The 24286-nt window shown below is 63.2% G+C and carries 20 protein-coding genes; 9 read left to right on the top strand and 11 right to left on the bottom strand.

Annotated elements, in window-relative coordinates:
* Positions 1 to 5 precede the first annotated feature (5 nt).
* Entirely contained in the window at positions 6 to 680 is a 675-nt protein-coding gene (locus P9292_RS09755) for an HAD family hydrolase (protein WP_250511007.1), read from the bottom strand.
* Positions 681 to 883: 203 nt separating this feature from the next.
* Between P9292_RS09755 and P9292_RS09750 the strand changes: the two genes are divergently transcribed.
* Positions 884 to 2002: a 3-deoxy-7-phosphoheptulonate synthase gene (locus P9292_RS09750; protein ID WP_305038186.1), complete on the top strand. Its 1119-nt coding sequence runs from the start codon at positions 884 to 886 to the stop codon at positions 2000 to 2002.
* 44 nt (positions 2003 to 2046) lie between these two features.
* Here P9292_RS09750 and P9292_RS09745 read toward each other — a convergent pair whose 3' ends face one another.
* Positions 2047 to 6924: a response regulator gene (locus P9292_RS09745; RefSeq protein WP_309958697.1), complete on the bottom strand. Its 4878-nt coding sequence runs from the start codon at positions 6922 to 6924 to the stop codon at positions 2047 to 2049.
* A 224-nt stretch (positions 6925 to 7148) separates the two neighbouring features.
* Entirely contained in the window at positions 7149 to 7937 is a 789-nt protein-coding gene (locus P9292_RS09740) for a substrate-binding domain-containing protein (RefSeq protein WP_309958696.1), read from the bottom strand.
* Between the two features lie 284 nt (positions 7938 to 8221).
* On the opposite strand from P9292_RS09740, the gene P9292_RS09735 reads away from it, so the two are divergent.
* Complete coding sequence (locus P9292_RS09735; protein WP_309958695.1) at positions 8222 to 9106, top strand: tetratricopeptide repeat protein; 885 nt, start codon at positions 8222 to 8224, stop codon at positions 9104 to 9106.
* Between the two features lie 252 nt (positions 9107 to 9358).
* On the opposite strand, the gene P9292_RS09730 is transcribed toward P9292_RS09735, so the two are convergent.
* From P9292_RS09730 to P9292_RS09710, 5 genes are all read right to left on the bottom strand, one after another.
* Positions 9359 to 10315 carry an ABC transporter permease gene (locus P9292_RS09730; protein WP_250469299.1) on the bottom strand — a complete coding sequence of 319 codons (957 nt, stop codon included), beginning with the start codon at positions 10313 to 10315 and terminating at the stop codon, positions 9359 to 9361.
* Between the two features lie 7 nt (positions 10316 to 10322).
* Entirely contained in the window at positions 10323 to 11240 is a 918-nt protein-coding gene (locus P9292_RS09725) for an ABC transporter permease (RefSeq protein WP_244831005.1), read from the bottom strand.
* A gap of 62 nt (positions 11241 to 11302) precedes the next feature.
* Positions 11303 to 12859 carry a sugar ABC transporter ATP-binding protein gene (locus tag P9292_RS09720; protein ID WP_309958694.1) on the bottom strand — a complete coding sequence of 519 codons (1557 nt, stop codon included), beginning with the start codon at positions 12857 to 12859 and terminating at the stop codon, positions 11303 to 11305.
* 70 nt (positions 12860 to 12929) lie between these two features.
* Entirely contained in the window at positions 12930 to 13937 is a 1008-nt protein-coding gene (locus tag P9292_RS09715) for an ABC transporter substrate-binding protein (RefSeq protein ID WP_244830853.1), read from the bottom strand.
* Between the two features lie 105 nt (positions 13938 to 14042).
* Positions 14043 to 15143 (bottom strand): LacI family DNA-binding transcriptional regulator, encoded by a 1101-nt coding sequence (locus P9292_RS09710; protein WP_244830852.1) that lies wholly within the window; start codon positions 15141 to 15143, stop codon positions 14043 to 14045.
* A 190-nt stretch (positions 15144 to 15333) separates the two neighbouring features.
* Here P9292_RS09710 and P9292_RS09705 point away from each other — a divergent pair, with 190 nt between their 5' ends.
* Together P9292_RS09705 and P9292_RS09700 are read left to right on the top strand one after the other, a co-directional pair.
* A complete protein-coding gene (locus tag P9292_RS09705; RefSeq protein WP_309958693.1) occupies positions 15334 to 16119 on the top strand; it encodes a phytanoyl-CoA dioxygenase family protein in 786 nt (261 codons plus the stop codon).
* Positions 16116 to 17066, top strand: a complete 951-nt coding sequence (locus P9292_RS09700) for an aldose 1-epimerase (protein ID WP_309958692.1) — start codon at positions 16116 to 16118, stop codon at positions 17064 to 17066. The genes P9292_RS09705 and P9292_RS09700 overlap by 4 nt, the downstream gene beginning before the upstream one ends.
* A gap of 70 nt (positions 17067 to 17136) precedes the next feature.
* Here the strand turns inward: P9292_RS09700 and P9292_RS09695 are convergent, their stop codons facing one another.
* Both P9292_RS09695 and P9292_RS09690 read right to left on the bottom strand, forming a co-directional pair.
* Entirely contained in the window at positions 17137 to 17454 is a 318-nt protein-coding gene (locus tag P9292_RS09695; RefSeq protein ID WP_244830849.1) for a hypothetical protein, read from the bottom strand.
* Positions 17455 to 17598: 144 nt separating this feature from the next.
* The gene (locus P9292_RS09690; protein ID WP_409015138.1) at positions 17599 to 17925 is read right to left on the bottom strand and encodes a hypothetical protein; all 327 of its coding nucleotides are present in this window, start codon (positions 17923 to 17925) and stop codon (positions 17599 to 17601) included.
* On the opposite strand from P9292_RS09690, the gene P9292_RS09685 reads away from it, so the two are divergent.
* The 3 genes from P9292_RS09685 to P9292_RS09675 all read left to right on the top strand — a co-directional run bounded on the left by P9292_RS09685 (position 17924) and on the right by P9292_RS09675 (position 21013).
* The gene (locus P9292_RS09685) at positions 17924 to 18283 is read left to right on the top strand and encodes a DUF3140 domain-containing protein (RefSeq protein ID WP_250469307.1); all 360 of its coding nucleotides are present in this window, start codon (positions 17924 to 17926) and stop codon (positions 18281 to 18283) included. The genes P9292_RS09690 and P9292_RS09685 overlap by 2 nt on opposite strands.
* Positions 18284 to 18360: 77 nt before the next feature.
* The gene (locus tag P9292_RS09680; protein WP_309958691.1) at positions 18361 to 19572 is read left to right on the top strand and encodes a putative DNA modification/repair radical SAM protein; all 1212 of its coding nucleotides are present in this window, start codon (positions 18361 to 18363) and stop codon (positions 19570 to 19572) included.
* A gap of 7 nt (positions 19573 to 19579) precedes the next feature.
* Positions 19580 to 21013 (top strand): UdgX family uracil-DNA binding protein, encoded by a 1434-nt coding sequence (locus P9292_RS09675; RefSeq protein ID WP_309847025.1) that lies wholly within the window; start codon positions 19580 to 19582, stop codon positions 21011 to 21013.
* On the opposite strand, the gene P9292_RS09670 is transcribed toward P9292_RS09675, so the two are convergent.
* Positions 21010 to 21798 (bottom strand): SDR family NAD(P)-dependent oxidoreductase, encoded by a 789-nt coding sequence (locus tag P9292_RS09670; protein WP_250494540.1) that lies wholly within the window; start codon positions 21796 to 21798, stop codon positions 21010 to 21012. The two genes, P9292_RS09675 and P9292_RS09670, sit on opposite strands and share 4 nt — an antisense overlap.
* A 324-nt stretch (positions 21799 to 22122) precedes the next feature.
* On the opposite strand from P9292_RS09670, the gene P9292_RS09665 reads away from it, so the two are divergent.
* Together P9292_RS09665 and cls are read left to right on the top strand one after the other, a co-directional pair.
* The gene (locus tag P9292_RS09665) at positions 22123 to 22875 is read left to right on the top strand and encodes a DUF4410 domain-containing protein (RefSeq protein ID WP_309958690.1); all 753 of its coding nucleotides are present in this window, start codon (positions 22123 to 22125) and stop codon (positions 22873 to 22875) included.
* Between the two features lie 57 nt (positions 22876 to 22932).
* Positions 22933 to 24213: a cardiolipin synthase gene (gene cls, locus P9292_RS09660; protein WP_309958689.1), complete on the top strand. Its 1281-nt coding sequence runs from the start codon at positions 22933 to 22935 to the stop codon at positions 24211 to 24213.
* The last annotated feature ends 73 nt before the right edge of the window (positions 24214 to 24286 follow it).

The following is a 24286-nucleotide window of genomic DNA, read 5'->3' as shown; positions in this document are numbered from 1 at the left end:
ATGATTCAAGGGCGCGCGGCCACTTCGTCGAGATGGAACAGCAGGTCGGCGGGGTCTTCGTAGACGCGCAGCGCGCCCGAGCGTTCCAGTTCGTCGCTGCCATAACCGCCCGACAGCAGGCCGACGCCGAGCGATCGGCAGCGACGCGCCGCGAGCATGTCCCAGATGCTGTCGCCAACCACCACCGTATGCTCGATCGGCACGTTCAGACGCGCGGCCGCCGCAAGGAACAAGTCGGGATCGGGCTTGGCGTATTTCACCTGATCGCGCGTGACGACCACTTGCTTGCCTGGGTCCACGCCCAATGCTTCGAGATTGAACGCCGCCGTTTCCATGCGGCCGCTCGTGGCGATCGCCCAGCGCGTGCCCGCCTGGGTCAGCGCGTCGAGCAATTCGCGCGCGCCCGGCAATGGGCAGACCTGTGCGCGCAGACTTTGATAAGCGTCGGCATGAAGGCGCCGCAGACGTTCCACGCGATCCGCGTTGATCTCCCCATGCGTTTCGCGCAGCAATTGATCGGTGAAGAGGCCGCCGCTCATGCCGATTTTGCGATGAATGCGCCACACCGACAGTTCGATGCCCTCGCTGTCCAGCGCTTCTTTCCACGCGAGCACGTGCTGATAGACGCTGTCGACCAGCGTTCCGTCGAGATCGAAGAGAAAGGATGTTTCGATTCGCATGGTCTGCTCCCTTGATGAATGGCGTGTTCCGGTTCCTTTCATGATACGCACGATCCTCGTCCGCTTTCGGAAATGCGCGACGCATGCGCTTCAAATGCGATAATCGATGTTTGCACCGCGCGGCCGGAAGTGCGCGGTTTTCTCGCATCGAATGACCGCAACATGCATTCTTTACGCATTCATTACGCCCGACGGAGCTGACCTTGAGCCGCATCGACAACCCCTCCCGCGATCAGGAGGCCGGCGTGGCCGACTCCACGCAAGACACGACCCGTATCGACGATACGCGCATCGGCGCGGTGCGCCCGCTGATCTCGCCAGCGCTTTTGCTCGACGAACTGCCGGTCACGCCCGGCGTGCAGGCGCTCGTGGAAACGAGCCGCGCGCGCATCGCGGACGTTCTGCATGGCCGCGATGACCGCCTCGTGGTCGTGGTCGGACCGTGTTCCATTCACGATCACGACCAAGCGATCGAATACGCGCACCATCTGAAGACCGTCGCGGATCGTCTCGGCGACGATTTGCTGATCGTCATGCGCGTGTACTTCGAAAAGCCGCGCACGACGGTCGGCTGGAAGGGCTATATCAACGACCCGCGTCTGGACGGCAGTTTCCGTATCAACGAAGGTCTGCGCCGCGCGCGTGAGCTTCTGCTGGAAATCAGCGAGCTTGGTCTGCCAACGGGCACCGAGTTTCTCGACCTGCTGAGTCCGCAGTACATCGCGGACCTGATCGCGTGGGGCGCAATCGGCGCACGCACGACGGAGAGTCAGAGCCATCGGCAACTGGCATCGGGGCTGAGTTGTCCGATCGGCTTCAAGAACGGCACGGACGGCGGCGTGCAAGTCGCGGCGGACGCGATCGTCGCGGCGCGCGCGAGCCATGCCTTCATGGGCATGACGAAGATGGGCCTTGCCGCCATCTTCGAAACGCGCGGCAACGACGACTGCCACGTTATCCTGCGCGGCGGCAAAAAAGCACCGAATTACGATGCGGCCAGCGTCGCGGCGAGTTGCGCGGCGTTGGCGGCGCTCGGACAGCGCGAGCAGGTGATGATCGATTGCTCGCATGCCAACTCGAACAAGTCGCATCTGCGGCAGGTGGATGTGGCCGAAGACATCGCGCGGCAACTGATCGCGGGCGAAAGCCGCATCACCGGCGTGATGATCGAAAGTCATCTGGACGAAGGGCGGCAGGACCTCAAGCCGGGCGTGCCGCTCAAGCACGGCGTCTCGATCACGGATGCGTGTCTCGGCTGGAGCCAGACCGAGCCGGTGCTCGACCTGCTTGCCGATGCGGTGAGACAGCGCCGTCGCGGCTAGGCGTGCGTACCTAGCCGTCTCCGCGTTCGGAGACGGCTAGCGGATCAACGCATCACCGCTGCGTTCAGCGCTTCGATCAGCGCCAGCGGGTCGTAAGGCTTGCGCAACTGCGTCGCGCGCGGCAAGGCCTTGCGTTCGTCGGCGCTCAGGACGAGGTCGTATCCGGTGACGAACACCACGCCGATTCCGGGCGCCTCACGGCTAGCCGCAAGGGCCAGCTCGATGCCCGATTCGCCCGCCAGATCCACATCGGTCAGCAAGAGTTCGAAGCGCTCTTCGCGCAGCAGGGCGAGCGCCTCGGCGACGCTGCCGGCTTCCACGAGATCGAGCCCGAACGTGCGTAGCAACTCGGCGCTGCTTACGCGCACGAGTTCGTTGTCTTCGACGAACAGCACGCGCATGTGCGAGAGGGCGTCGGCGGGCGCGGCATCGGAAACCGTGTTGCCGGTGACCGTCGCGGGCGGTGCGCTGGAACTCGCGCCCTTGCCGCTAGCCGCGAGCACCTGACGCACCTTGCGGACGAGCGCCTCATGCATATAAGGCTTGCTAAGCAGATCGATTCCTTCATCGAGCCGTCCCGCATGCACGATGGCGTTGTCCGTGTAGCCCGACGTGAACAGCACCGCGATACCCGGCACGCGTTCGCGCGCCTTTCGCGCCAGTTCGGGGCTGCGTAGCGGACCGGGCATCACGACATCGGTGAAGAGCAGGTCCACGGGCACGCCGCTCTCGACGATAGCCAGCGCGCTTTGCGCATCCTTTGCACGAAGCACGCGATAACCGAGGTCGCCAAGCATGGCGACGACGGTTGCGCGCACTTCTTCGTCGTCCTCGACCACGAGAATGGTTTCGTCGCCGCCGTGCGCGGGGCCGGCGTCGATCGTGGTTTCGAGGTCTTCTTCCTGGCGTGCGCGCGGCAGATAAATGCGTATCGTCGTGCCGTGTCCTTCCTCGCTGTACACCTTCACGTGGCCGCCGGACTGCTTCACGAAGCCGTACACCATCGAGAGTCCGAGACCCGTGCCCTGGCCCTCGCGCTTGGTGGTGAAGAACGGTTCGAACGCGCGTTCCTGCACTTCGGGCGACATGCCCGAGCCGGTATCGGTAACAGCGACCATGACGTATTGGCCGGGCAACAGGTCGGCGTGGCGCTTGGCGTAGTTTTCATCGAGCGATGCATTGCCCGCTTCGATGGTCAGCTTGCCGTGCGCGTTCATCGCGTCGCGCGCGTTGATCGCCAGATTGAGCAGCGCGTTCTCGACCTGGAACGGATCGACGAGCGTGTTCCACAAGCCGCCCGATACGATCGTCTCGATCTCGATGCCGTCGCCCAGCGCGCGGCGGAACATGTCGTCGAGACCGCGCACGAAGCGGCCCAGATTGACGACCTTCGGCGCGAGCGGCTGGCGTCTGCCGAACGCAAGCAGCTGCGAGGCGAGGTTCGCGCCGCGTGCCACGCCCGCGAGCGCGCTCTTCACGCGCTGCTCGGGGCGTTCCTGGCCCGCGACGTCCTTTGCCAGCAATTGCAGATTCCCGCCGATCACCTGCAGCAGATTGTTGAAGTCGTGCGCGACGCCGCCCGTCAACTTGCCGATGGCTTCCATCTTCTGCGCCATGCGCAACGCTTCCTCGGCGTGCCGCAGCGCGTCGGCGGTTTCGCGGTCCGCGGTGACGTCGCGCCCCACGCCGTGTATGCGGCGCGTGGCCGGGTCGATCGACAAGGTCCACGCGATCCAGCGCCAGCCGCCTTCCACGAAGCCGTGCCGGCACTCGTAACGCACGGACGCGCCGCTTTGGCGCAGACTTTCCATCGCGCTCGCGACCGCTTCGACGTCGTCGGGATGGACGAGGTCGAGCATGGTTCGCGCATGCACGCGCTGCAGATCGACGCCGAGCACGGTCGACCACGACGGGCTCACGCGCAGCAGCGCGCCTTCGAAGCTCGTCACGACGAACAGGTCTTCGGTCAGTTCCCACAGCCGGTCGCGGTCCGCGATGGCGTCGGCGACGCGGCGTTCGAGCGTATCGTTGAGATCGTGCAGCGCGGCCTGCGCCTTGGTGCGCTCGGCGATCTCGTCCTGTGCCGCCTGAAAGAGCCGCGCGTTGTCGATGGCGATAGCCGCCTGCGCGGCGATACCCACGACGATCCGCTCCGCGCGCAGGTTGAACATCGCCGGTTCGGGATGACCGAAGAACAGCCCGCCCAGCACTTCGCCCGTGCGCGAGATGACGGGCGCGGCGAGATAGCTGCATACGCTGAGATGACCTTCCGGCATGCCGTAATGCGGCGCGCTCTGGCCGTAGCGCGGGTCTTTCGTGATGTCGTCGGAACGCACCACGCCTTCGCCCGCGAAAGTCGGGCCGAAGAGCGCGGTGTTGCGCGGCATGGGAAAGCGCGAAAACGCGTCTTTCGGCACGCCGGAGATGGAATAGAGCGTGTAGCTCTCGCCCTTGTCGTCGAGCAGGTTGTAGAAGAACGAGCCGAAGGCCGCGCCGGTGAGCTCGGTGGCGGCATCCACGACGACCTGCACGGCGCGCGACAGATCGAGCTCGCCCGCGACCGTGGTGCCGACGTCGTTCAGAATCTCCAGCATGCGCGACTCTTCGCGCAGGTTCTCCTCGGACGCGCGCCGCAGCCGCGCGATGCGCAGATTGCTCGCGACTCGCGCAAGCAATTCTCGCGCGGCGAAGGGCTTAGTCAGATAGTCGTGCGCGCCAGCCTCGAGACCGCCCAGGCGCGCTTCCTCGCCCGCGCGCGCGGACAGCAGCACGACCGGTGTCTCGCGCAGCGCTTCGTCGGCGCGCACCGCGTTCAAGAGGCCGAAGCCGTCGAGGCGCGGCATCATCACGTCCGACACGATCACTTCGGGATGCCCGGTGCGAGCCGCTTCGAGCGCGCTCTCGCCGTCGGCCGCGACGCTCACTTCGTGGCCCGCCGCGACCAGCATGCGACGCATGTATTCGCGCAGGTCGGCATTGTCGTCGACCACCAGCACGCGGCCGCGGATTTCATCGGCGGATGCGCTGGCGTTCGCGCCCGCGCCGAGCGGTGTTTCGTCGTCGAGGGCGAGCGCCGGTTCGCTTGCGTCGGGAATCCAGCGCAAGGCGGCATCGACATAACTGCGCGCGCCGCTGCTGGCTTGCGCGCGCGGCGTATCGGCATGTTGCGCGTCGACTCGTTCATGCGCGGCGGGCAGCGTCACGGTAAAGCACGTGCCCTCGCCGGGACTGCTTTGCACGCTGATGGCGCCGTCGTGCAGCTTGACGAGCTCCTGAACCATTGCAAGGCCGATACCGCTGCCTTCCACCGAGCGCCCGGTCGCGCCCGCCACGCGATGAAAGCGCTCGAACACGCGCGCCAGTTCCGCCTCCGCGATGCCGATGCCGGTATCGCGCACGCTCATCTCCACGCGCTGCGCGGCGTTCGTGCGCAGCGTCACTTCGATCGTGCCGCGAAACGTGAACTTGAACGCGTTCGACAGCAGGTTCATCACGACTTTTTCCCACATGTCGCGATCGATGTCTGCGAGCACCGGCGTCGAGGGAATGTCGATGTAAAAGCGCAGCCCCGCGGATTCGATGGCCGAGCGAAACAGCGAAGCCAGCTCCGCCGTGAACGCGCCGATGTCCGTGGTCTGCCGATGAATCTCGATACGCCCGGCCTCGATGCGCGAAAAGTCGAGCAGCGCGTTGACGAGCTTGAGCAGGCGCAAGCCATTGCGATGCGTGATTTCGAGCAGACGCACTTCGTCGCCCGCGCGCTCCGGCTTCGTCAGCAGGTCTTCGAGCGGGCCGAGCATCAGCGTGAGCGGGGTTCTGAACTCGTGGCTGATATTCGAGAAGAAGGTGGTCTTGGCGCGGTCGATTTCGGCGAGCGCCTCGGCGCGGCGGCGTTCTTCTTCATAGGCATGCGCGGCGCCGATGGCCGCGCCGATCTGGCCGCCCACGAGGTTCAGGAACGCGCGATAGCCTTCGTCGAAGAGACGGTATGGATTGAGCGCGGCGATCAGCACGCCCGCGCGCCCGGTCTCGCCCGACGGCGCGATAGGCAGCAGCACCGCGTGCGTCGGCGCGGCGTTCCACGAGCCGGTGGGCAGCGGTCCGTCGATGAAACCCTTCAGATTGGTCACGAGCCGCGCTTGGTTGTCGCGCAGCACTTCGTGAACGGGCCACGCGCCCGCATGCGCCGCGTGCAGCACTTCCGGCGCGGCCGCACTGCCCGGCGCGATGCCGCATGCGCCGGTGAGCGTGGCGCTTTCGTCGCCGGGCTCGGCTGTATAGAGCAACGCGAAAGGCATGTCGCGCGCGGCATTCGCGAGCACGTTCATCGAACGTTCGCAGGCCTCGCGCCACGAACGCGCGTTCGCGGCCGACGCAGCCAGTTCGCGCAGTACGAGCAACTGGCGTTCGCCAAGCACGCGTTGGGTATCGTCGCTATTGGCGCAGATGATGCCGCCCGCGCCGCCGCGATCGTCCGGAATCGGGCTATAGGAGAACGTGTAGTACGTTTCCTCCGGGAAGCCGTTGCGTTCCATGATGAGCAGCTTCTGCTCGACGAAGGTTCCTTCGATGCCGGCAAGCGCGGTGTCGAGCAGCGGGCCGATCTCGTTCCAGATTTCGCGCCACACCACCGACGTCGGCTGACCGAGCGCTTGCGGATGCTTGCCGCCGATGATCGACTTGTAAGGATCGTTGTAGAAGAACAGGAGGTCGGGACCCCAGCCGACCCAGATCGGCTGCCGCGAGGTGAGCATGATGCGCACGGCCGTCTTGAGACTCTGCGGCCATTGTTCGGGCGAGCCGAGCGAGGTTTGCGTCCAGTCGAAAGCGCGGATGAGCGCGCCCATTTCGCCGCCGCCGAGCAGAAAGCTCGGCTCGGGCGCGTTGGTGCGCGTGTCCGGTATCAGCTTGTCAGCTTCCATTGACGCAGGTTCTCCTCGCTGCATGTCTTTTTTGCATGTCGTTTCGCGTGTGGATTGGCTCAACCCGGCTTGGCCCAGCGAACGGCTTTTCAACTATTGAGCGGACCAATCCTGCCTGTGGAGGCGCTCGCGCGACCATCTCGATTTTCGCACGGAACGCCGTTTTCGCTTCGCAAATACGCATGAAACGCAAGGTGAACCGGCGCGTGGCACCTGCCTGCGCTTCAATGCGCGGCGATCGGGTCGAGTCCGGTGGCGCGCACGGTGTCTTGTGCCTGCGGCGAAGCGAGGTAGCGAAGCAAGGCGCGCGCCTCCTCCGGGTGCTTCGAGCCAACCGGAATGCCCGCTGCGAAACGCGTGACGGACTGCACGGACTCCGGAATCCTGCCGACGAAATCCGCGCCTTGTACCGGTAACAGTTCGCTCACTTGCTGGAAGCCGAGTTCGTACTGACCGTCCGCGACGACCGAGGCCACGGGAATCTTCGGGATCATCTTCGCCTTGGGTTTCACCTGATCTTCGATGCCGAGCTTCTTGAACATCTCGTTCTGGATATAAACGCCGCTCGCGCTGTCCGAATAAGCGATCGATTTTGCGTGCAGCAGCGTTTCCTTCAATGCATCGACATTGCCGATGTCGGGTTTCGGCGCACCCGCTTTCACCGATACGCCGATGCGCGAATCGGCGAGTTCGACACGCGAGTCCGGCATGACCTTGCCTTCCTTGATGAGATCGTCGAGCGCGTAGCCCACCATGATGACGACATCGGCGGGTTCGCCGCGCGCGAGTCGATTGGGGATGGCTTCGGGCGCCTTGCCCATCGACGGGCCGAGTTGGGTATCGAGCGTATTGCCGGTTGCGGCCGTGAATTTCGGGCCGAGGATTTTATAGGCGGCGGTGAAGCCTCCTGAACTCATGACATGAAGCTCCTCGGCTTGCGAGGAAACAGGCGCGGCAATGGCGCCGAAAGCGATAAAAACGAATGCGGCGAGTCTTGAGGAGAGTGGTTTCATAGGCGGCTTGTTTGGTGGTTCAATGGCTGGGCCAGGGTGGATTTGGTCATAACTTTTTGCACTATACTGAAATCGATGCGTTATCGTTCGGCCTTCGTTTTTGCGGGCACCGGTACGAATGTGGAAACAACGCCGCGACTTGATTCGCGAAGAGGGATCAAGCGAACGCCTCATCTCCCGTCCGCAAGACGAAATAACAGAGATCTACCTGAGATCGAATTAGTTTGGTTTCCTACGCAAGAGAAATAATCACCATGCTTGAAGACAATGATCGAAACGTAACGATGACATTTGCTGAAGCCGAAGCGAAGTTTCGTCAAGACATCGAGGCCAATCCTTCCTCGGTTGTAGCAAAAAACAATCTTGCGCTGGTGTTGCGCCAGCTTGGCCGCTTCGCCGAAGCAGAGACGTTGTTGAACGAGGCGCGGACTTTGCAGCCCACGTCCGCCGAGATTGTCGTCAATCTGGCGCTTGTCATGGCAGATCAAAAGCGGTTCGCCGACGCCGCATCCTTTTGCCGTGAAGCGCTGGCTATCAGGCCGGATTCTTCTCTCGCGCACTGGATGCTCGGCTGCATCCTCAGCGACGAAAAGCGCGAGTCGGAAGCCGAGGACGCTTTTCGCCAGGCTATCCATCATCAGCCGGACATGGTTCAGGCGCATTGCGCGCTGTCTGATCTGCTGCGCCGTCGGCAGCGTCTGCCGGAAGCCGAGGTTGCAGCGCATGCTGCCATCGAAGCGCAGCCGCAGTCGGTCTCCGGCTATCTTGCGCTCGGTGATGTCCTTTGCGCCGCCGTTCGTCTAACCGAAGCCGACACTGCATTTCATCGTGCGCTGGACATCGATCCCAAATCCGCGGAAGCCTATTGCGGTCTGGGCAATGTGTCGGAACGACGCTTCAATCCGGCCGAAGCCGAGGCGCACTTCAAGGAAGCTTTGGCACGGCGTCAGCCGTTTTTCGAGGCGAGCATCGGTTTAGGCATGGCCATGCTCAATCTCGGCCGATTCACCGAGGCGGAAGGTGCGCTGCGTCAGGCGCTGGCCATTCGCCCCGACGACATGCGCGCGAAGGATGCGCTCAACTTCGTTCTTACGCGTCAACTCAAACCGGCCCCGCTTGTGCCGGGAACGGTGTTTGCAACTCCGCCGAACCAAAAGACGTCGCCCTAACGCTTGGGTAAGCCGGGCGATTGTTCCTGCGAGGAGCATGCCGACCACAACACCTCTCGCTGCTCCGTGCCACTTTCCATGGCGATGCAGCGAGCAGAGTGCCCCAGGCATGACCGGACCCTTCACGCGTTCGCGGGGAAGGGTCCGCACTTTGCCGTTTGCATCGATCGCAAAGCGCGGCGCTGCTTGCTAAAGCGGCGTTTCGTCGCGATAGACTTCATCAAGCTCCAACGCTCGTGCAACATCCAAACTCTACCGCGCCACCTTGGCCACCATCGCTTTCCTGTTCAGCACCCGCGCCTGCAGCACGATCACGAGCAGCAGGAACAACCCGCGAATCACCGACTGCCAGTAAGCCGATAACGAGATATAGCCCAGGCCATTCTCGAAGTTGAGCAGATTGAAGACGAGGCCGAGCAGCGCGACGCCCGCAATGGTCATCGCGATAGAGCCGTCGCCGCCTGTCAGACGCGTGCCGCCGAGCACCACCGCCGAGATCGCGAACAGTTCCCAGCCGATGCCTTCGTTCGGCTGTCCCGCGCCGAATTGCGCCGCGAGAATCGCGCCGGCGATGCCCGCGAGCAAGCCGCTCACGGCATACACGGCGACGAGCGTGCGATCCACATTCAGTCCCATCAGACGCGATGCTTCCTCGCTCCCGCCGATAGCCAGCGCATGCCGCCCGAAGCGCGAGCTGCGCAGCGCGATCCAGCCGACAATCGCCGCCGCGGCCGCGACGAGCCCCGGAATTGGCAAGCCGAAGAGATCGCCTTGGCCGAAGTTGGCGAAGCTGGTGTCCGACGAGATGGCGACGGCATCGTTATGGCCGAGCAGAAGCGCGAGGCCATGCGCGCCGAGACTCGTCGCCAGCGTAACGATGAAGGGCAGTATCCGCAGATGCGTGATCACGAGCCCGTTGAGCAGGCCCACCGCGAGACCGGCAGCCGAGCCCGCGAGCACCGCCGCCACGCCGCCATGCGGACTCGCGAGCGCCGCGACCACGCTTGCGAGCGCGGCCACCGCGCCCACCGACAGATCGATGCCGCCCGTGATGATGACGAACGCCATGCCGATGGAAATCAGCGCGAACATGGAGTTGTAGCGCCAGAACGACGTCACGTTGTATTCGGATGCAAAGTGCTCGTACCGCACGACGCCAAGCACGAGCAGCGCCGCGAGCGCGATGAGAATCGGGAGGTTCTTCTTCATGTCGTCGTCAGCCTCGCTTTCTCTGCACGTACACGGCGGCGATGATGATCGCAGCTTTCAGCACCAGCGCGGCGGCATCCGGAATGCCGTGTGCAAGCAGCGTATAACGCAGCAACTGGATGATGAGCGCGCCGATCAGCGTGCCCGTGATATACGCCTTGCCGCCCGTGAGCGCGGTGCCGCCGACGGCCACGGCCGCGATGGCATCGAGTTCCACGCCGAGGCCGACCACGTTCGCATCCGACGACGAATTCACCGAGATCGAAATCAGTCCAGCCAGACCCGCGAGCGCCGCGCACGCCGTGTACGCGATCATCTTCACGCGCGCGGTCGGAATGCCGGAAAGATATGCCGCTTCCTCGTTGCCGCCCGTCACGAGCAGATATTTGCCGAAGAGCGTCTTACGCACGATCCACGTAAAGATGGCGACGAGCGCGAGCATGAGCAGGATCTGAAACGGCACGCCCGCCACGCGGCCCAGCGCAATCCACTGAAACGCGGGATTGTTGAAGGCCTGCAGGCTGCCATCGGTGACGACCTGCGCAATGCCGCGTCCCGCGATGAACAGCACGAGCGTCGCGACGATAGGCTGCACATTCAGCCGCGTCACGAGAAAGCCGTTGAAGACGCCGCATAGTGCCGCCGCCACGATCGGCAAGGTGAATGCGAGCAGCAAGCCGCCCGGCCCGTCGATGTTCATGAAGAGCATCGGCGCGAGCGCACCGGAGATGGCCATCGAAGCGCCCACGGACAGGTCGATGCCGCCTGTCGCCACCACGAGCGTCATGCCGATGCCGACGATCACGATCGTCACCACCTGCGTAAGGTTCACGTTGAAGGTCTGCAGCGACCAGAAGTGATCGGTAAAGAGCAGGTTGAAGAGGATCATCGCGACGAGCACGACGATCTCGCGTTGAATCGCCATGCCGCGCTTTTTCTTCCGCGCGGGCGCGGTATCCGCGACGATAGGTGCGCTGGTTTTCTCTATCACGACTCGGTTCCTTGAGCGGCCGAAGCCAATGTCGATTCCTCGCCCGTGCCGTAAGCGATCGCATCCATGATCGAGGTCTCGGTCATCTGCGCGCCGTCCAGTTGCGCGACCGTTTCGCCGTCGCGGATCACGACCGCGCGATCGGCCACCGCCGTCAACTCTTCCAGTTCCGATGCCGACAGCAACACCGCAAGCCCCGCATCGCGCAACTCGCGCACGATTTTCGCGACATCGGCTTTCGCGCCGACGTCGATACCGCGCGTGGGTTCGTCGAGCAGCAAGAGACGCGGGTTGGTCGCGAGCCAGCGCGCGAGCAGCACCTTCTGCTGATTGCCGCCCGATAGCTCGCGGATCGGCTGATCCGGCGAGCGCAGCTTGATGCCGAGCGAGGTGATGAAGCCATCGACGATTTCGCGCTGTTTGGCCACGTCGATCACGCCGCGTCTGGTCAGCGCCGGCAGGCACACGAGCGTGAGGTTGTCGCGCACGGAAAGCTCCGGCACGATGCCTTCGGCCTTGCGATCCTCGGTGAGATAAGCGATGCCGCGCGCGATGGCGTCTTTCGGCGACTTGAATGCGACCTCCGCGCCGTCGACCGCGAGTGTGCCGTTGGACGGACGGTCCGCGCCAAACAACAGGCGCATGGTTTCCGTGCGACCCGAGCCGAGCAATCCGGCGAGTCCGACGGCTTCGCCCGCGTGGACATCGAGCGTGACGTCGGTGACTTTTGCGCCCGCCGAGAGACCCTGCGCGCGCAACGCCACCGCGCCGCGCTTGGCGAGATTCGCTTCCTTCACGGCATCGTCTTCATGCACGACGGCGGCAAGCGTGCGGCCGAGCATGGTCGTGACGAGCTTGAGCTTGTCCATCTCCTGCATGCTGCTTTCGGCGACGGTCTGGCCGTCGCGCATCACCGTGACGCGGTCGCACAGTGCATAGAGTTCATCCAGCCGGTGCGACACGAAGATGACCGCGCGGCCGTCGTCACGCAAGCGGCGCACGACCGTGAACAGCAATTCGACTTCGCGCTCGTCGAGCGAGGAAGTCGATTCGTCCATGATCACCATCTTCGCATCCGACGATACCGCGCGCGCCAGCGCGACCATCTGCTGAATGGCGGTGGAATATTCCCGTACGGGTTTTTTGACGTCGATGTGAAGGCCGAACGATTCGAGCAATACATGCGCGCGCCGCTGCACGGTTTTCCAGTCGATGAGTCCAAAGCGGCGCGGTTCGCGTCCGAGAAAGATGTTCTCGGCCACCGACCGGAACGGCACCAGATTGATCTCCTGATAGATCGTGCTGATGCCCGCTTCACGCGCTTCCTTGGGCGTGCGGAAATCGGTTTCGCGGCCATCGAAGCGAATCGTGCCCGCGGTCTTTCTATACGCGCCCGTGAGAATCTTGATGAGCGTGGACTTTCCTGCGCCATTCTGGCCGATGAGCGCGTGCACTTCGCCCGCCGTCACGGTGAGGCGGGCGCGCTTCAATGCGGGCACACCGCCGAAAGCGATGTCGATGTCCTGCATGTCGAGGAGGGGAGCGTTGGGCATGGCGTCGGTGTTCGTCCGGAGAAAAGAGCGGGCGTCCGTGGATAGACGCCCGCGAACCAGCCAACTGCGCTCAATACCCGTACTGCATGCTTTCCTTGACGTTGCTCTTGTCGTAGAAGCGGTCCGAGACCTTGACCCACGGCGGGATGGTTTCGCCCTTCGCGAACTTCTGCGCGACGTCGCACGCGAGCGGGCCGAAGAACGGACTCGACTGCACGCTTGCGCCCAGTTCGCCCGCCTGAATGGCTTCGAGTCCGCCCTTGGTGCCGTCGATGGTCACGAGCACGATATCCTTGCCCGGCTGCTTGCCGGCCGCCTTGATCGCCGCGATCGCGCCGAGCGCCATTTCGTCGTTATGCGCGTAGACGGCGGTCACGTCCGGATGCGCCTGCAACAGCGTTTCCATGACCTGACGACCCTTGTCGCGTGCGAAATCGCCGCTTTGCGACGCGACGATCTTCATACCCGAGTTCTTCGCGATGACATCGTCGAAACCTTTCTTGCGGTCGTTTGCAGCGGAGGCGCCCGTCGAGCCTTCCAGTTCGATGATCGTCGCCTTGCCGTTGGTCGCCTTAACGAGCCAGTCGGCGGCGCGTTGACCCTGATCGATGAAGTCCGAACCGATGAACGTGATGTAGTCGCGGCCGGCCTTCACCGTCGATTGATCGACGTTGCGGTCGACGAGTATCACCGGAATGCCGGCTTTCTTGGCCTGCAGGATGACCGGCACGAGCGGCTTCTCTTCGCGCGGCGGGAACACGAGCAGATCGACGTGCTGCGCGATCATGCTTTGAATGTCCGATACCTGCTTCGCGGCCGAACTGTTCGCGTCGGTCATGACCACCTGCCAGCCGCATTTCGCGGCGACATCCTTAAAGCTCTTGGTTTCCGCGAGCCGCCACGGATTGTTGCTCTCGGTCTGCGCAAAGCCGACCTTGAGCGGCTTCTTGTTGGCGATCTTCGGCAAGCCGTCGTCGGCGGCATGGGCCGCGCTGAAACCCATGGCGAGCGTCAGGGCGGCAAGCGTGGCGGCGAGCGGGCGCAAGCCCAGGCGAGTGTTCTTTTCTAGCGACAGCATGTCTTCCTCCGATAGGGATGGGTGCCTTCTTCTATTGATGCCGATGCTTATGTGTTGCCCGGTCTGCTGCTGCGAGAGTTGATTTCCGGCGAGAGCGTAGTCGGTTTATGACTCGTCATCGCTAATATTATTAATTGCGAGTTGCTTTGCTTCGGTAATTTCCCTGACGGAACCGCGTTCGATGAGCGGGCCGTCCAGCTTCACGGTGCGGCGTCGCACCGGTGCGCCGGCCGCGCGATTGTGTTCTTCCTGCAGTAGCGTTTCCACGGCCCAGCGACCCAGGTCGTAGTTGGGCAAGACCACGCTCGACAGCGGCGGATGCGTATGGCGCGCGATCTCCTGATCGTCGTAGCCGAGCACGGAGACATCGTCGGGCACGCGCAGTCCGAGTTGCTTGAGCGCTTCGATTGCACCGAGCGCCATCAGGTCGTTGGCGCAGAAGATGGCCGTCGGCGGATTCGCCTCGCGCATCAATGAAAGCGTCTGCTCGAATCCAGTGGCCGGTCCCCAGTCGCCTTCGCGGACCAGTTCCGGCGCAAACGGCAGGTCCGCCGTCGCCAATGCCGTGCGATAACCCTTGAGCCGGTCGCGCGCCGCGTCTTGCCACGGTTCGCCGTTGATATAACCAATTCGCCGATGCCCCGCCGCCAGCAAATGATCCGTCGCCGTGTGGCCGCCCGCGACCTCCGCCGGCACGACCGAAGACACGTTCGCTTCGCTCGCATAGCAGTTGAGCAGCACGGTCGGCACCTGTTCGAGCGCGGCGGGCACGGTGACGCGGCGCGTGTAGACCGTCGCGTAGATCACGCCGAGCACGTCCGGATTGCCGAGCGTCGCGTCGAGCACGCGCGCCTCGATTTCCGCGTTGCCGTGCGTCGAATAAACCGCGAGCATGCGGCCGTGGGCGAAGGCGGCATCGCGCGCGCCGTCGATGCTTACCACCGGATGCGGACTGGTCGAGATTTCATCGGCCAGATAGACGATCAGATTGCGCTCCGCCGTATCCAGCGGCGCGAACGAAAGCGGCTCGCGCTGCGTCATGCGATAGCCGAGTTCGTGCGCGGCGCGCAGCACCTTGTCGCGCGTGGCGTCGGAAAACTTCGCGCCGGACGCGTTGTTCAGCACGAGCGATACCGTTGATTGCGAGACTCCGGTGAGTTTCGCGATGTCGGTCATCGTCGGGCGGCGTTGGGTGGTTTTCTTCATCTGGCGCGCCGTCGTAACGGCGGCGATTCATCCGTGAGCGTGCCGCTAATATTAATGATGATTCCGCGAAATGCCGCTCGGGGTTTTCACTGGTTTTGCGTGGAAAATTACTAATAATATTGACGGACGGATTACGCCCATGCCATTCTTGGTTTTACTTCGGCAAACATAAAACAAGGAGACGACACGCATGGGCCGATACGACGAGAGCGCAAGAGATGCGCTCGCGCAGGACTTCGAGCGCGATGGCTTCGTTTTGTTGCGGGAACACTTTCCACGCGCAACCATCGAAGCCTGGCGCGATGCGTTCATGCCTTTGCTCGCGCCGCATAGAGAAGCAGCGGACGGCAATCGCGGGCCAGGCCGCTATTACGTGACCTTGCCTTTCGAAGGCGCATTTGCCGATCCATCGATTTTTTGCGACGAGGACATCGTGGCCATCGTCGAGCGCGTAGCCGGCGCCGATCCGGTCATTTGCCAGCTCGCAACTGATACGCCCGTGCGCGGTTCGGACTTTCAGGACTGGCATCGCGATACGCCCGCGCTCTTCGACGATGCGCCGGAAACGCCTTCGTTCCAGCTTGCGGTGAACTTTCCGCTCGTCGATGTCGACGACAGCAACGGTCCGCTTGAAACCACGCGCGGCACGCATCGCATGTCGCGCGAAGAAGCGCTCGCCGGTCTCGCCGATGGCCGCTTCCCCGCCGAACGCGTGCCAATGCGAATTGGCGACGTGATGATTCGCGATGTACGCGGCTTGCATCGCGGCACACCGAATCTTTCCGGTGCGCCCCGGCCGATGGTCGTGGTCGGCTACAGCCGGGCGTGGTATTTCCGGCCCGAAGTGCGGATCGACGTGCCGCGCGATGTCTTCGCCAGCTTGCCCGCTCGCGCGAAGCGTTTGCTGCGTTACAACCCGCAAGTCGAAAGCACGGCGCGCACCTTCGACGAAAGCTACCGGCAGTTTGCATATTGAACGCCGCTCTAGACTCCAACGCCCGCGGGAATGAAGCGCTCGTCGAACTGCGTCATGGCGCGCGGCGTGTTGTGCTCGCTCCGCATATCGGCGGTGCGATAGCTGCGTTCTTCGAAACGCGCGATGACGGCGTGGTTCACTGGCTGCGGCCCGCTACGCCGGATGCGCTCGCTGCAAGGAATCCGCTCGGCATGGGCAGTTTTCCGTTGCTGCCGTATTGCAACCGCATTCGCGATGCGCGCTTTGCCTTCGATGGCGTGGAGATCGATCTGTCCGGCGACGGCAACGGTTTTGCGCACGCGCTGCATGGCAATGCGTGGCGGCTGCCGTGGCAAGTGAGCGCGTTATCGGAGGCGCAGGCGACGTTGAGTTTGCGGCACGAGCCTTCGCAAGAAGCCGCGCATCACTGGCCGTTCGCTTACGAAGCCGAACAGCGCATCACGCTCGACGCACATGCGCTCCATGTGACGATCACGATGCGCAATCTCTCGCCAAGAGCGATGCCCTTCGGCATGGGACATCACCCGTACTTTCCGCGCACCGAAGCGACTTTCGTTCACGCAAATGTCGATTCGATGTGGCATGCAAGTCCCGATCCGCTGCCGCTGCACGCCGGTCCGCATGCTAGCGTCGATGCACTGACTTCGACGCAAGGCATGTCTGCAAACGGCTTCGATCTGGATAACCACTTCACGGGTTGGAAGCACACGGCGACAATCGACTGGCCGAACGAAGGCCGCTCGGTCACGCTGAACGCCGATGCACCGCTGGACTTCATGGTGATCTACGCGCCGGCCGTGTTTCCTTCACTGCTTTGCGTGGAGCCGGTGAGCAATGTCGCGGACTGGGTCAATTTGAATGTCGAGCCGGCGCTGAAGGGAGGAGGCGTGCTGCAAGCGGGCGAGTCGATCACGGCATCGTTTTCGCTCACGACCGACGTGCGCTGATTCATCGATTCGATGAAGAACAAACTAAAGCGCCCGGACCAAGGCCCGGGCGCTTTCAACTGTTGACGACTTAGTTGGACTGGCCGCCAGTGCTGTTGTTCGACATGCCGTTGTTCGACATGCCCGAGCTGCCCTTTTTCATCTTGCCCATCTTGTGCGAGCCGCTGCTGTTCGAACCGGAAGTGTCGCCACCGGTGGCGCCCGAGGTCGAACCCGTCGTGCCGTTTGCGTTCGGTGTGCTCATGCCCGTGCCACCTTGACCCGCGCCGTTACCGCCTGCCGTGCCGCCACCGCCGCCTGCTCCACCGCCCGCGCCCTGCGCGAATGCCGCGCCCGACAAGCTCAGAACCAGCGCCGATACCAGCAAGCTTTTTTGTGCAATCTTCATGATGTCCTCCCGAGTGGAATTTCGATGCGCGCCGCCTCGTGTCCGGAGCGACGTCGCTGCTTACATACCGCAATCGGCGTGCCGCGTTGCGAGCGAGCAGCTTTCAGCCGTCGACGTCTAAAAGAAAGAACACCGAGTTAGCGGTTAGGCAAGCACTTCGTCACACCACTCAATAGCCCACGAGCGCGCGCAATGCAGCGCATCCGCCTGGCTCTGGAAGGAGTCGAGATCGCCTGAATCGAAAACTTCCACATGCGCGGTGTCGTCTTCAGAGGCGCGCGTAATTCGCGCGTGAGCCTGGTAATTCCCGTCTTCGTCGTGTGGCGCGGTGCAGTCGATGTGAAAGGACCGGTAATCAAAGCGCATTGATTTCTCCGTAGGTGAGTGGACAAAGGCTAGCACGCTTGCGGCGTCTTGCCGGGTGCATGGCTTGCTCTTTCGTGACGAGAAACTTAACGGATGAACGCTCATGACCACTCGACACGCGCAGCATGGACACCCTGCGGACGAAGATGAAGCCCAAATCTACGGGGCTTTCAAGGACCTCGTGAACATGACGCCGCACCAGATAGAAAAGTGGCTCGCGACGGATCAATCCCGCGAAGTTGGCCAGAAAGACGGCAACAGCGAGTCCGTGGGACACAAGTCGGGGCGGCACATTATCGACATACTTGGCAAGAAGAAAGCCGACCTGAGCGATGACGACTACGCGCATATGCGCAAAGTGGTCGGCTATATCAAGCGACATCTCGCGCAACGACCGAATGACGTCGAGCACTCGCACTGGCGCTATTCGCTGATGAACTGGGGCCATGATCCTCTCAAATAAGCCTGCCGAAACGGTCGATTGCTTTCCGCTACTCACACCCATAGAATACTGTACGTATATACAGTATAAAAGCCAAGATGGAACTGTCCGAAAAGCTCGAAATTCTTGCTGACGCCGCCAAGTACGACGCGTCGTGCGCCAGCGGCGGCGCGCCGAAACGGGAATCGCGCGGCATCGACGGGCTCGGCGCGAGCACGGGCTCGGGCATTTGCCATAGCTTCACGCCGGACGGCCGCTGTGTGTCGCTGCTCAAGATTTTGCTGACCAACTTTTGTCTGTACGATTGCCGCTACTGCATCAACCGCCGGTCGAGTAACGTGCCGCGCGCCCGCTTCACGCCGGACGAAGTCGTCAAGCTCACGCTGGACTTTTATCGCCGCAATTACATCGACGGCTTGTTTCTCAGTTCAGGCGTGATCCGTTCGTCGAACTACACGATGGATCAACTCGTGCAAGTAGCGCGATCGCTGCGTGAAAAGCATCGCTTTCGCGGTTATATCCATCTGAAGACCATACCGGATGCCGACCCGGAACTCATCGAACTGGCGGGGCGTTATGCGGACCGCTTGAGCGTCAACATCGAGCTGCCGACCGAAATCAGCCTCGAACGTCTTGCGCCGGAGAAGAGCGGCCGCACCATCAAGCTCGCGATGGGCAACATTCGCGTGGCGCGCGAAGAGTCGGAAGCGGAGCCGCGCGCGCCGCGTTTCGCGCCCGCCGGGCAGAGCACGCAGATGATCGTTGGCGCGGACGAGACCGATGACCGCACCATTCTCGGCACGGCGGAAACGCTGTACGGTTCTTATCAGCTCAAGCGCGTCTATTACTCGGCCTTTAGTCCCATCCCCGACAGCCCGTCGGGTGTGCCGTCGCAGGCGCCGCCATTGTTGCGCGAGCATCGGCTGTATCAGGCGGATTTTCTGATGCGCGGCTATGGCTTCGAAGCGCAGGAGTTGCTCGGAACGGCCGGTAACCTCTCGCTCGATATCGATCCTAAGCTCGCCTGGGCGCTGTCGCATCGCGAACGCTTTCCGGTGGATCTGAACGCCGCGCCCGTGCGCATGATCTCGCGAGTGCCGGGCATCGGCATGCGTAATGCCAAGCGTATCGTCGAGTTGCGCCGTTCGCGGCGCGTGCGGTTTCACGATGTCGCGCGGCTGCGTTGCGCAATGGACAAGGTGAAACCGTTCATCGTGACGGACGATTATCGGCCGCCGTTGCGCGAAGCGTCGACGGAGCAGTTGCGGCGTTCGCTCGCGACCGAGCCCGTGCAGTTGTCGCTCATCTGAGCGGATCATGCACGTCATCGAGATAGACGACGACTTCGACTCCTGGCGGAGCGCGGCGCTCATCGCGCTGGCAAAAGAGCGCGCGCCCGAATCGATCGAATGGCGCACGGCCGAAGGCGCGGCGCAAGCGCCTGCGCTGTTCGGCGACGTCGTTGAAGACGCCGCCGCTTTCGAGGTGAAGCCCGCACAGATCCGCGTTTCGAAGGAACTGGCGGCGTTGCTCAAAGACGCAGCCTGCTTTCGCGACGAACGCCGCTGGAGCTTCCTCTATCTCGTGCTATGGCGCTGGACGCATGGCGACCGTTCGGTGGCATCGCCCGCGGATGAAGACGGCGCGCGGCTTTACAAGATGGCCAAGGCCGTGCGGCGCGCGCAGCACGACATGATCGCCTACGTGCGTTTCCGGCAGCGCGACGAGGCGCTCGGCGCGCCCGAGTACGTCGCATGGTACGAGCCGGATCACGACGTGCTCGCTTGGGCCGCCGAACACTTCGCGGCGCGCATGGGACGCTCGTCGTGGCTCATCACCACGCCCGATGGCGCCGCGCTCTTCAACGGCGAGCGCCTGCAACTGGAGCGCCGCCGCGCGCTCGCCGCCGATCACGCGAACGACGCAGCCGACGCCGCCGAGGCGCTCTGGATGACCTACTACCGCAGCATCTTCAACCCGGCGCGGCTGAACGAGAACGCGCTCGAACAGCATATGCCGGTGCGGTTCTGGAAAGGTTTGCCCGAAGGCGCGCTCATTCCCAAGCTCGTGAGCGATGCGCGCGGCGGCGCGCGGCGTGTCGGCCAGGCGCGCAGCGTCGGCGCACTCGGCGGCAAGGCGGTGCAGGTCGAAGCCGACGCCGCGCAACCCGAACGCGACGCGCCTACATCGCTCGATGAATGCCGCCGCTGTTCGCTGTGGAAGCACGCGACGCAAGCCGTGCCCGGCAGCGGCCCGGCCGACGCGCGCATCATGCTGCTCGGCGAGCAACCGGGCGATCAGGAAGATTTGAAGGGCGAACCGTTCGTCGGCCCGGCAGGGCAGTTACTCGACGACGCCATGCGCCGCGCGCAGCTTCCGCGCGAGCAGGTCTATCTCACGAATGCGGTCAAGCATTTCAAATGGGAGCCGCGCGGCAAGCGGCGCTTGCACAAGACGCCCGGGCAGCAGGAAATCGAAGCGTGTTCGTACTGGCTCGACAAGGAGCTTCAGGAGACCGGCGCGCGCGTGATCGTCACGCTCGGGGCCACGGCGCTGACTGCCTTGCTCGGCAAGCGGGCGACCTTGCAGGCGCATATCGGCCGCGTGGTGCCGTATGGCGACAAGTTCATCGTCGCCACGTATCACCCTTCGTATGCGCTGCGGCAGAACGACGAAGCCGCGCGCGAGAAAACCGTCGCGGCTATCGTCAGTGCGCTCGAAAAGGCCGCCGAAGTGAACGCGTCGCGCTAGAACGCCGACTTCACGACGCCGCCATCCGCGCGAACCGCCGCTCCGTTGGTCGCCGAAGACAGTTCCGAGCACACATACACGACCGTGTTCGCAATCTCCTCGGGCGTGATGAAGCGCTTGAGAATCGAGGTCGGCCGGGCTTCCTCGAAGAACTGCTTTTCGAAGTCCTTCAGGCTCTTTCCGCCCGAGAGCTTCTCCGCGAATTCCGTGACGCCTTCCGAACTCGTCGGACCGGGCAAGACCGAATTGACCGTCACGTTCGTGCCCGAACACGTCTCGGCGAGACCGCGTGACAGCGCCAACTGCGCGGTCTTGGTCAACCCGTAGTGAATCATCTCGACGGGAATCTGAATACCGCTCTCGCTGCTGATGAACACCACGCGGCCCCAGTTTTTCTCCTTCATCTTCGGCAGATAGGCGCGCGAAAGCCGCACGCCCGACATCACGTTGGCGTTGAAGAAGCGCAGCCATTCTTCATCGGAAATTTCTTCGAAGGGTTTGGGATCGAAGATGCCCATGTTGTTCACGAGAATATCGACACTCGGGAAGCGCTTCACGAGTTCCGCGACCTGAGCGGCATCCGATACGTCGCCCGCGAAACCCTCGGCCTGTGCGCCCGGCGCCTGCTCCTTGAGCTTGGCAAGGGCGGCATCGACGGAAGCCTGCGAGCGGCCATTGAGGATCACCCGCACGCCTTCGCGCGCGAGTCCCACCGCGATGGCGTGCCCGATGCCCTTGGTCGATCCGGATACGAATGCCAGCTTGCCGGCGATCTTGAGGTCCATATGCGCTCCTTGAAAACGATTCGTGGATGCGGCGCGCCCCTTCGCGCGACGCCTGGCGGTCATGGTAACCAGAAGTGGTGCACCTCTGCACAAGCGGTGCGCCGGCGCGGGCCGCGAAGGCCGCGAAAGACGTGAAACCTCGCGACATAAATGCTCGATGGCGCACGCGGCGGGCATCGTCCATAGTGGCGACCAGCGTGACGCAGACATCGCGGTAACGAGTGAACCCAAGCGCCGTATCACGCACAGCCAGGATCGCGGTTATACGGTCCGATATCCCCGAATTTTTGCTTTCCGGCGCGGCCGGCATAAAAGGTGCACATCATGTTCGACTCGATCAAGACCCCTTCGCTCCACTCGCTGCTGAAGCTGGCTCGCCGCGTGACGGTGGCAAGCCTGTTTGCCGGAGCGGCGCTCATGGCCGGTTGTGCGAACGCAAACGCGCAGACCGTCGCACGCCCCGACGTGATCTACGTCTACGCATTCGATAGCGACGCGTCCCAAGTCAAGCTCGATCAACATGGTCTCGTGTCGAAGCTTTCCAGCGCGTTCTCGGGCGACACTTCCGCCGCACAGCAAGCGCAGGACGCCACGGCCGCGCGTGAGGAAGTGGCCAACGAAATCGTCGCGAAGCTGCAAGCGCAGGGTCTGCGCGCCATTCGCGCCAACGTCGCGCCGCCGGACGATCAAAACGTGCTCGCCGTGGTCGGCGACTTCAGCACGATCGATGCGGGCAATCGCCGCCGGCGCGTCCTGATCGGACTTGGCGCGGGCGAAAGCAAGGTAGGCGCGAACGTGCAACTCGTCTTCAAGCCGGCGCACGGCGCGCCGCAAGTCATCGAACAGTTCGATGCCAAGGGCGACAGCGGCCACGCACCGGGCGTCGCGGAAATGGCGGGCGTCGGCGCGGCGGCGGGCCATGTGGCGAGTTCGCTCGCGGTATCGGGCGGCATGCACGCGGTATCGGAGACGAAGCACGCGGATGTATCGTCCGATGAAAAGCGCCTGGGCGACGCCATCGCCAAGGAAATCGCCAAGGTGAGCCGGGAAGCAGGCTGGACGGCATTTAGCGGTTGAACAAAAACCCAATACACTGTGGGTCCCGGACGCCAGTTCCTTCACCGAGACCCCCGCATGCCGGCGCTTGCCCTGATTGCTGTGATTGTCCTGACCGTCGTCGTGACCGTGGTCATCGTGCTGCTGATCGCGAATCTGACGAGCGGCGAAAAAAAGATCGAACACAAGATCGAACGGCTCTACGCGAGCGACGACCCGCAATTCCTCCGCTCGATGGGACTGTTGCTCGGCCCGCCCGTCGTGGATGGCAACTGCTTCGAGATGCTCGTCAACGGCGATCAGATTTTCCCGTCTATGCTCGCGGGCATTCGCGGGGCGAAGAAAACCATTACCTTCGAAACGTTCATCTACTGGTCGGGCAAGATAGGCGAAGAGGTGGCCGCCGCGCTCGCCGAGAAAGCACGCTCCGGCGTCGCGGTACACGTGCTGCTCGACTGGGTCGGCTCCTCGAAGATGGACAAGCGCTACTTGCAGATGCTCAAGGACGCGGGCGCGGAGGTCATTCAGTATCACAAGCCGCACTGGACCGGTCTTGGCCGCATGAACGACCGTACGCACCGCAAGTTGCTCGTGATCGACGGTCATACGGGCTACACGGGCGGCGTCGGCATTGCCGAGGAATGGACCGGACACGCTCAGGACGAGAAGCACTGGCGCGACACGCACTTCAGGATAACCGGCCCGGCGGTGGGACAGATGCAGGCGGTCTTCATGGACAATTGGGTCAAGGCCACGGGCAACGTGCTGCACGGCGGCGACTACTTTCCCGAGATCGCGCCCGCGGGCGACGGCCTCGCGCACATGTTCAGCTCATCGCCCTCGGGCGGCAGCGACGACATGCAACTCATGTATCTCATGGCGATCACCGCCGCCACGACGTCGATCCATCTGTCGAGCGCGTATTTCGTGCCGGACAAGCTGACGATCAACGCCATCGTGGAAGCGGCGAAGCGCGGCGTGCGCGTGCGTATCATCACGCCGGGCAAGCGGATCGATACACACACGGTGCGCGAAGCCTCGCGCGCCTGCTGGGGCGACCTGCTCGCGGCGGGCGTGGAGATGTACGAATATCAGCCGACCATGTTCCACTGCAAGCTGATCGTGGTCGACGAATATCTCGTGTCGGTCGGGTCGACCAACTTCGACAGCCGGTCTTTCAAGCTCAACGACGAAGCCAATCTCAACATCTACGACCGCGACTTCGCGGCCCAGCAGACCGCTATCTTCGACGACGACGTGACCCGAGCCAAACGCATCACGCTGGAAGATTGGCAACGTCGGTCCTTGCGCGAACGCGTGCTCGAACGCGTGGCCGCGCTTCTTGATTCGCAACTGTGAAGCGCTTCTTACCTGGACAAAAGTTGCGTGCGGAACTAATTGCAGCCGCACGCTAAAGAAGCGCGATACCGCG

Origin of the sequence: Caballeronia sp. LZ001, from assembly GCF_031450875.1 — a bacterium.
Taxonomy (GTDB): Bacteria; Pseudomonadota; Gammaproteobacteria; order Burkholderiales; family Burkholderiaceae; genus Caballeronia.
This window is presented reverse-complemented; position numbering and strand designations above follow the sequence as displayed.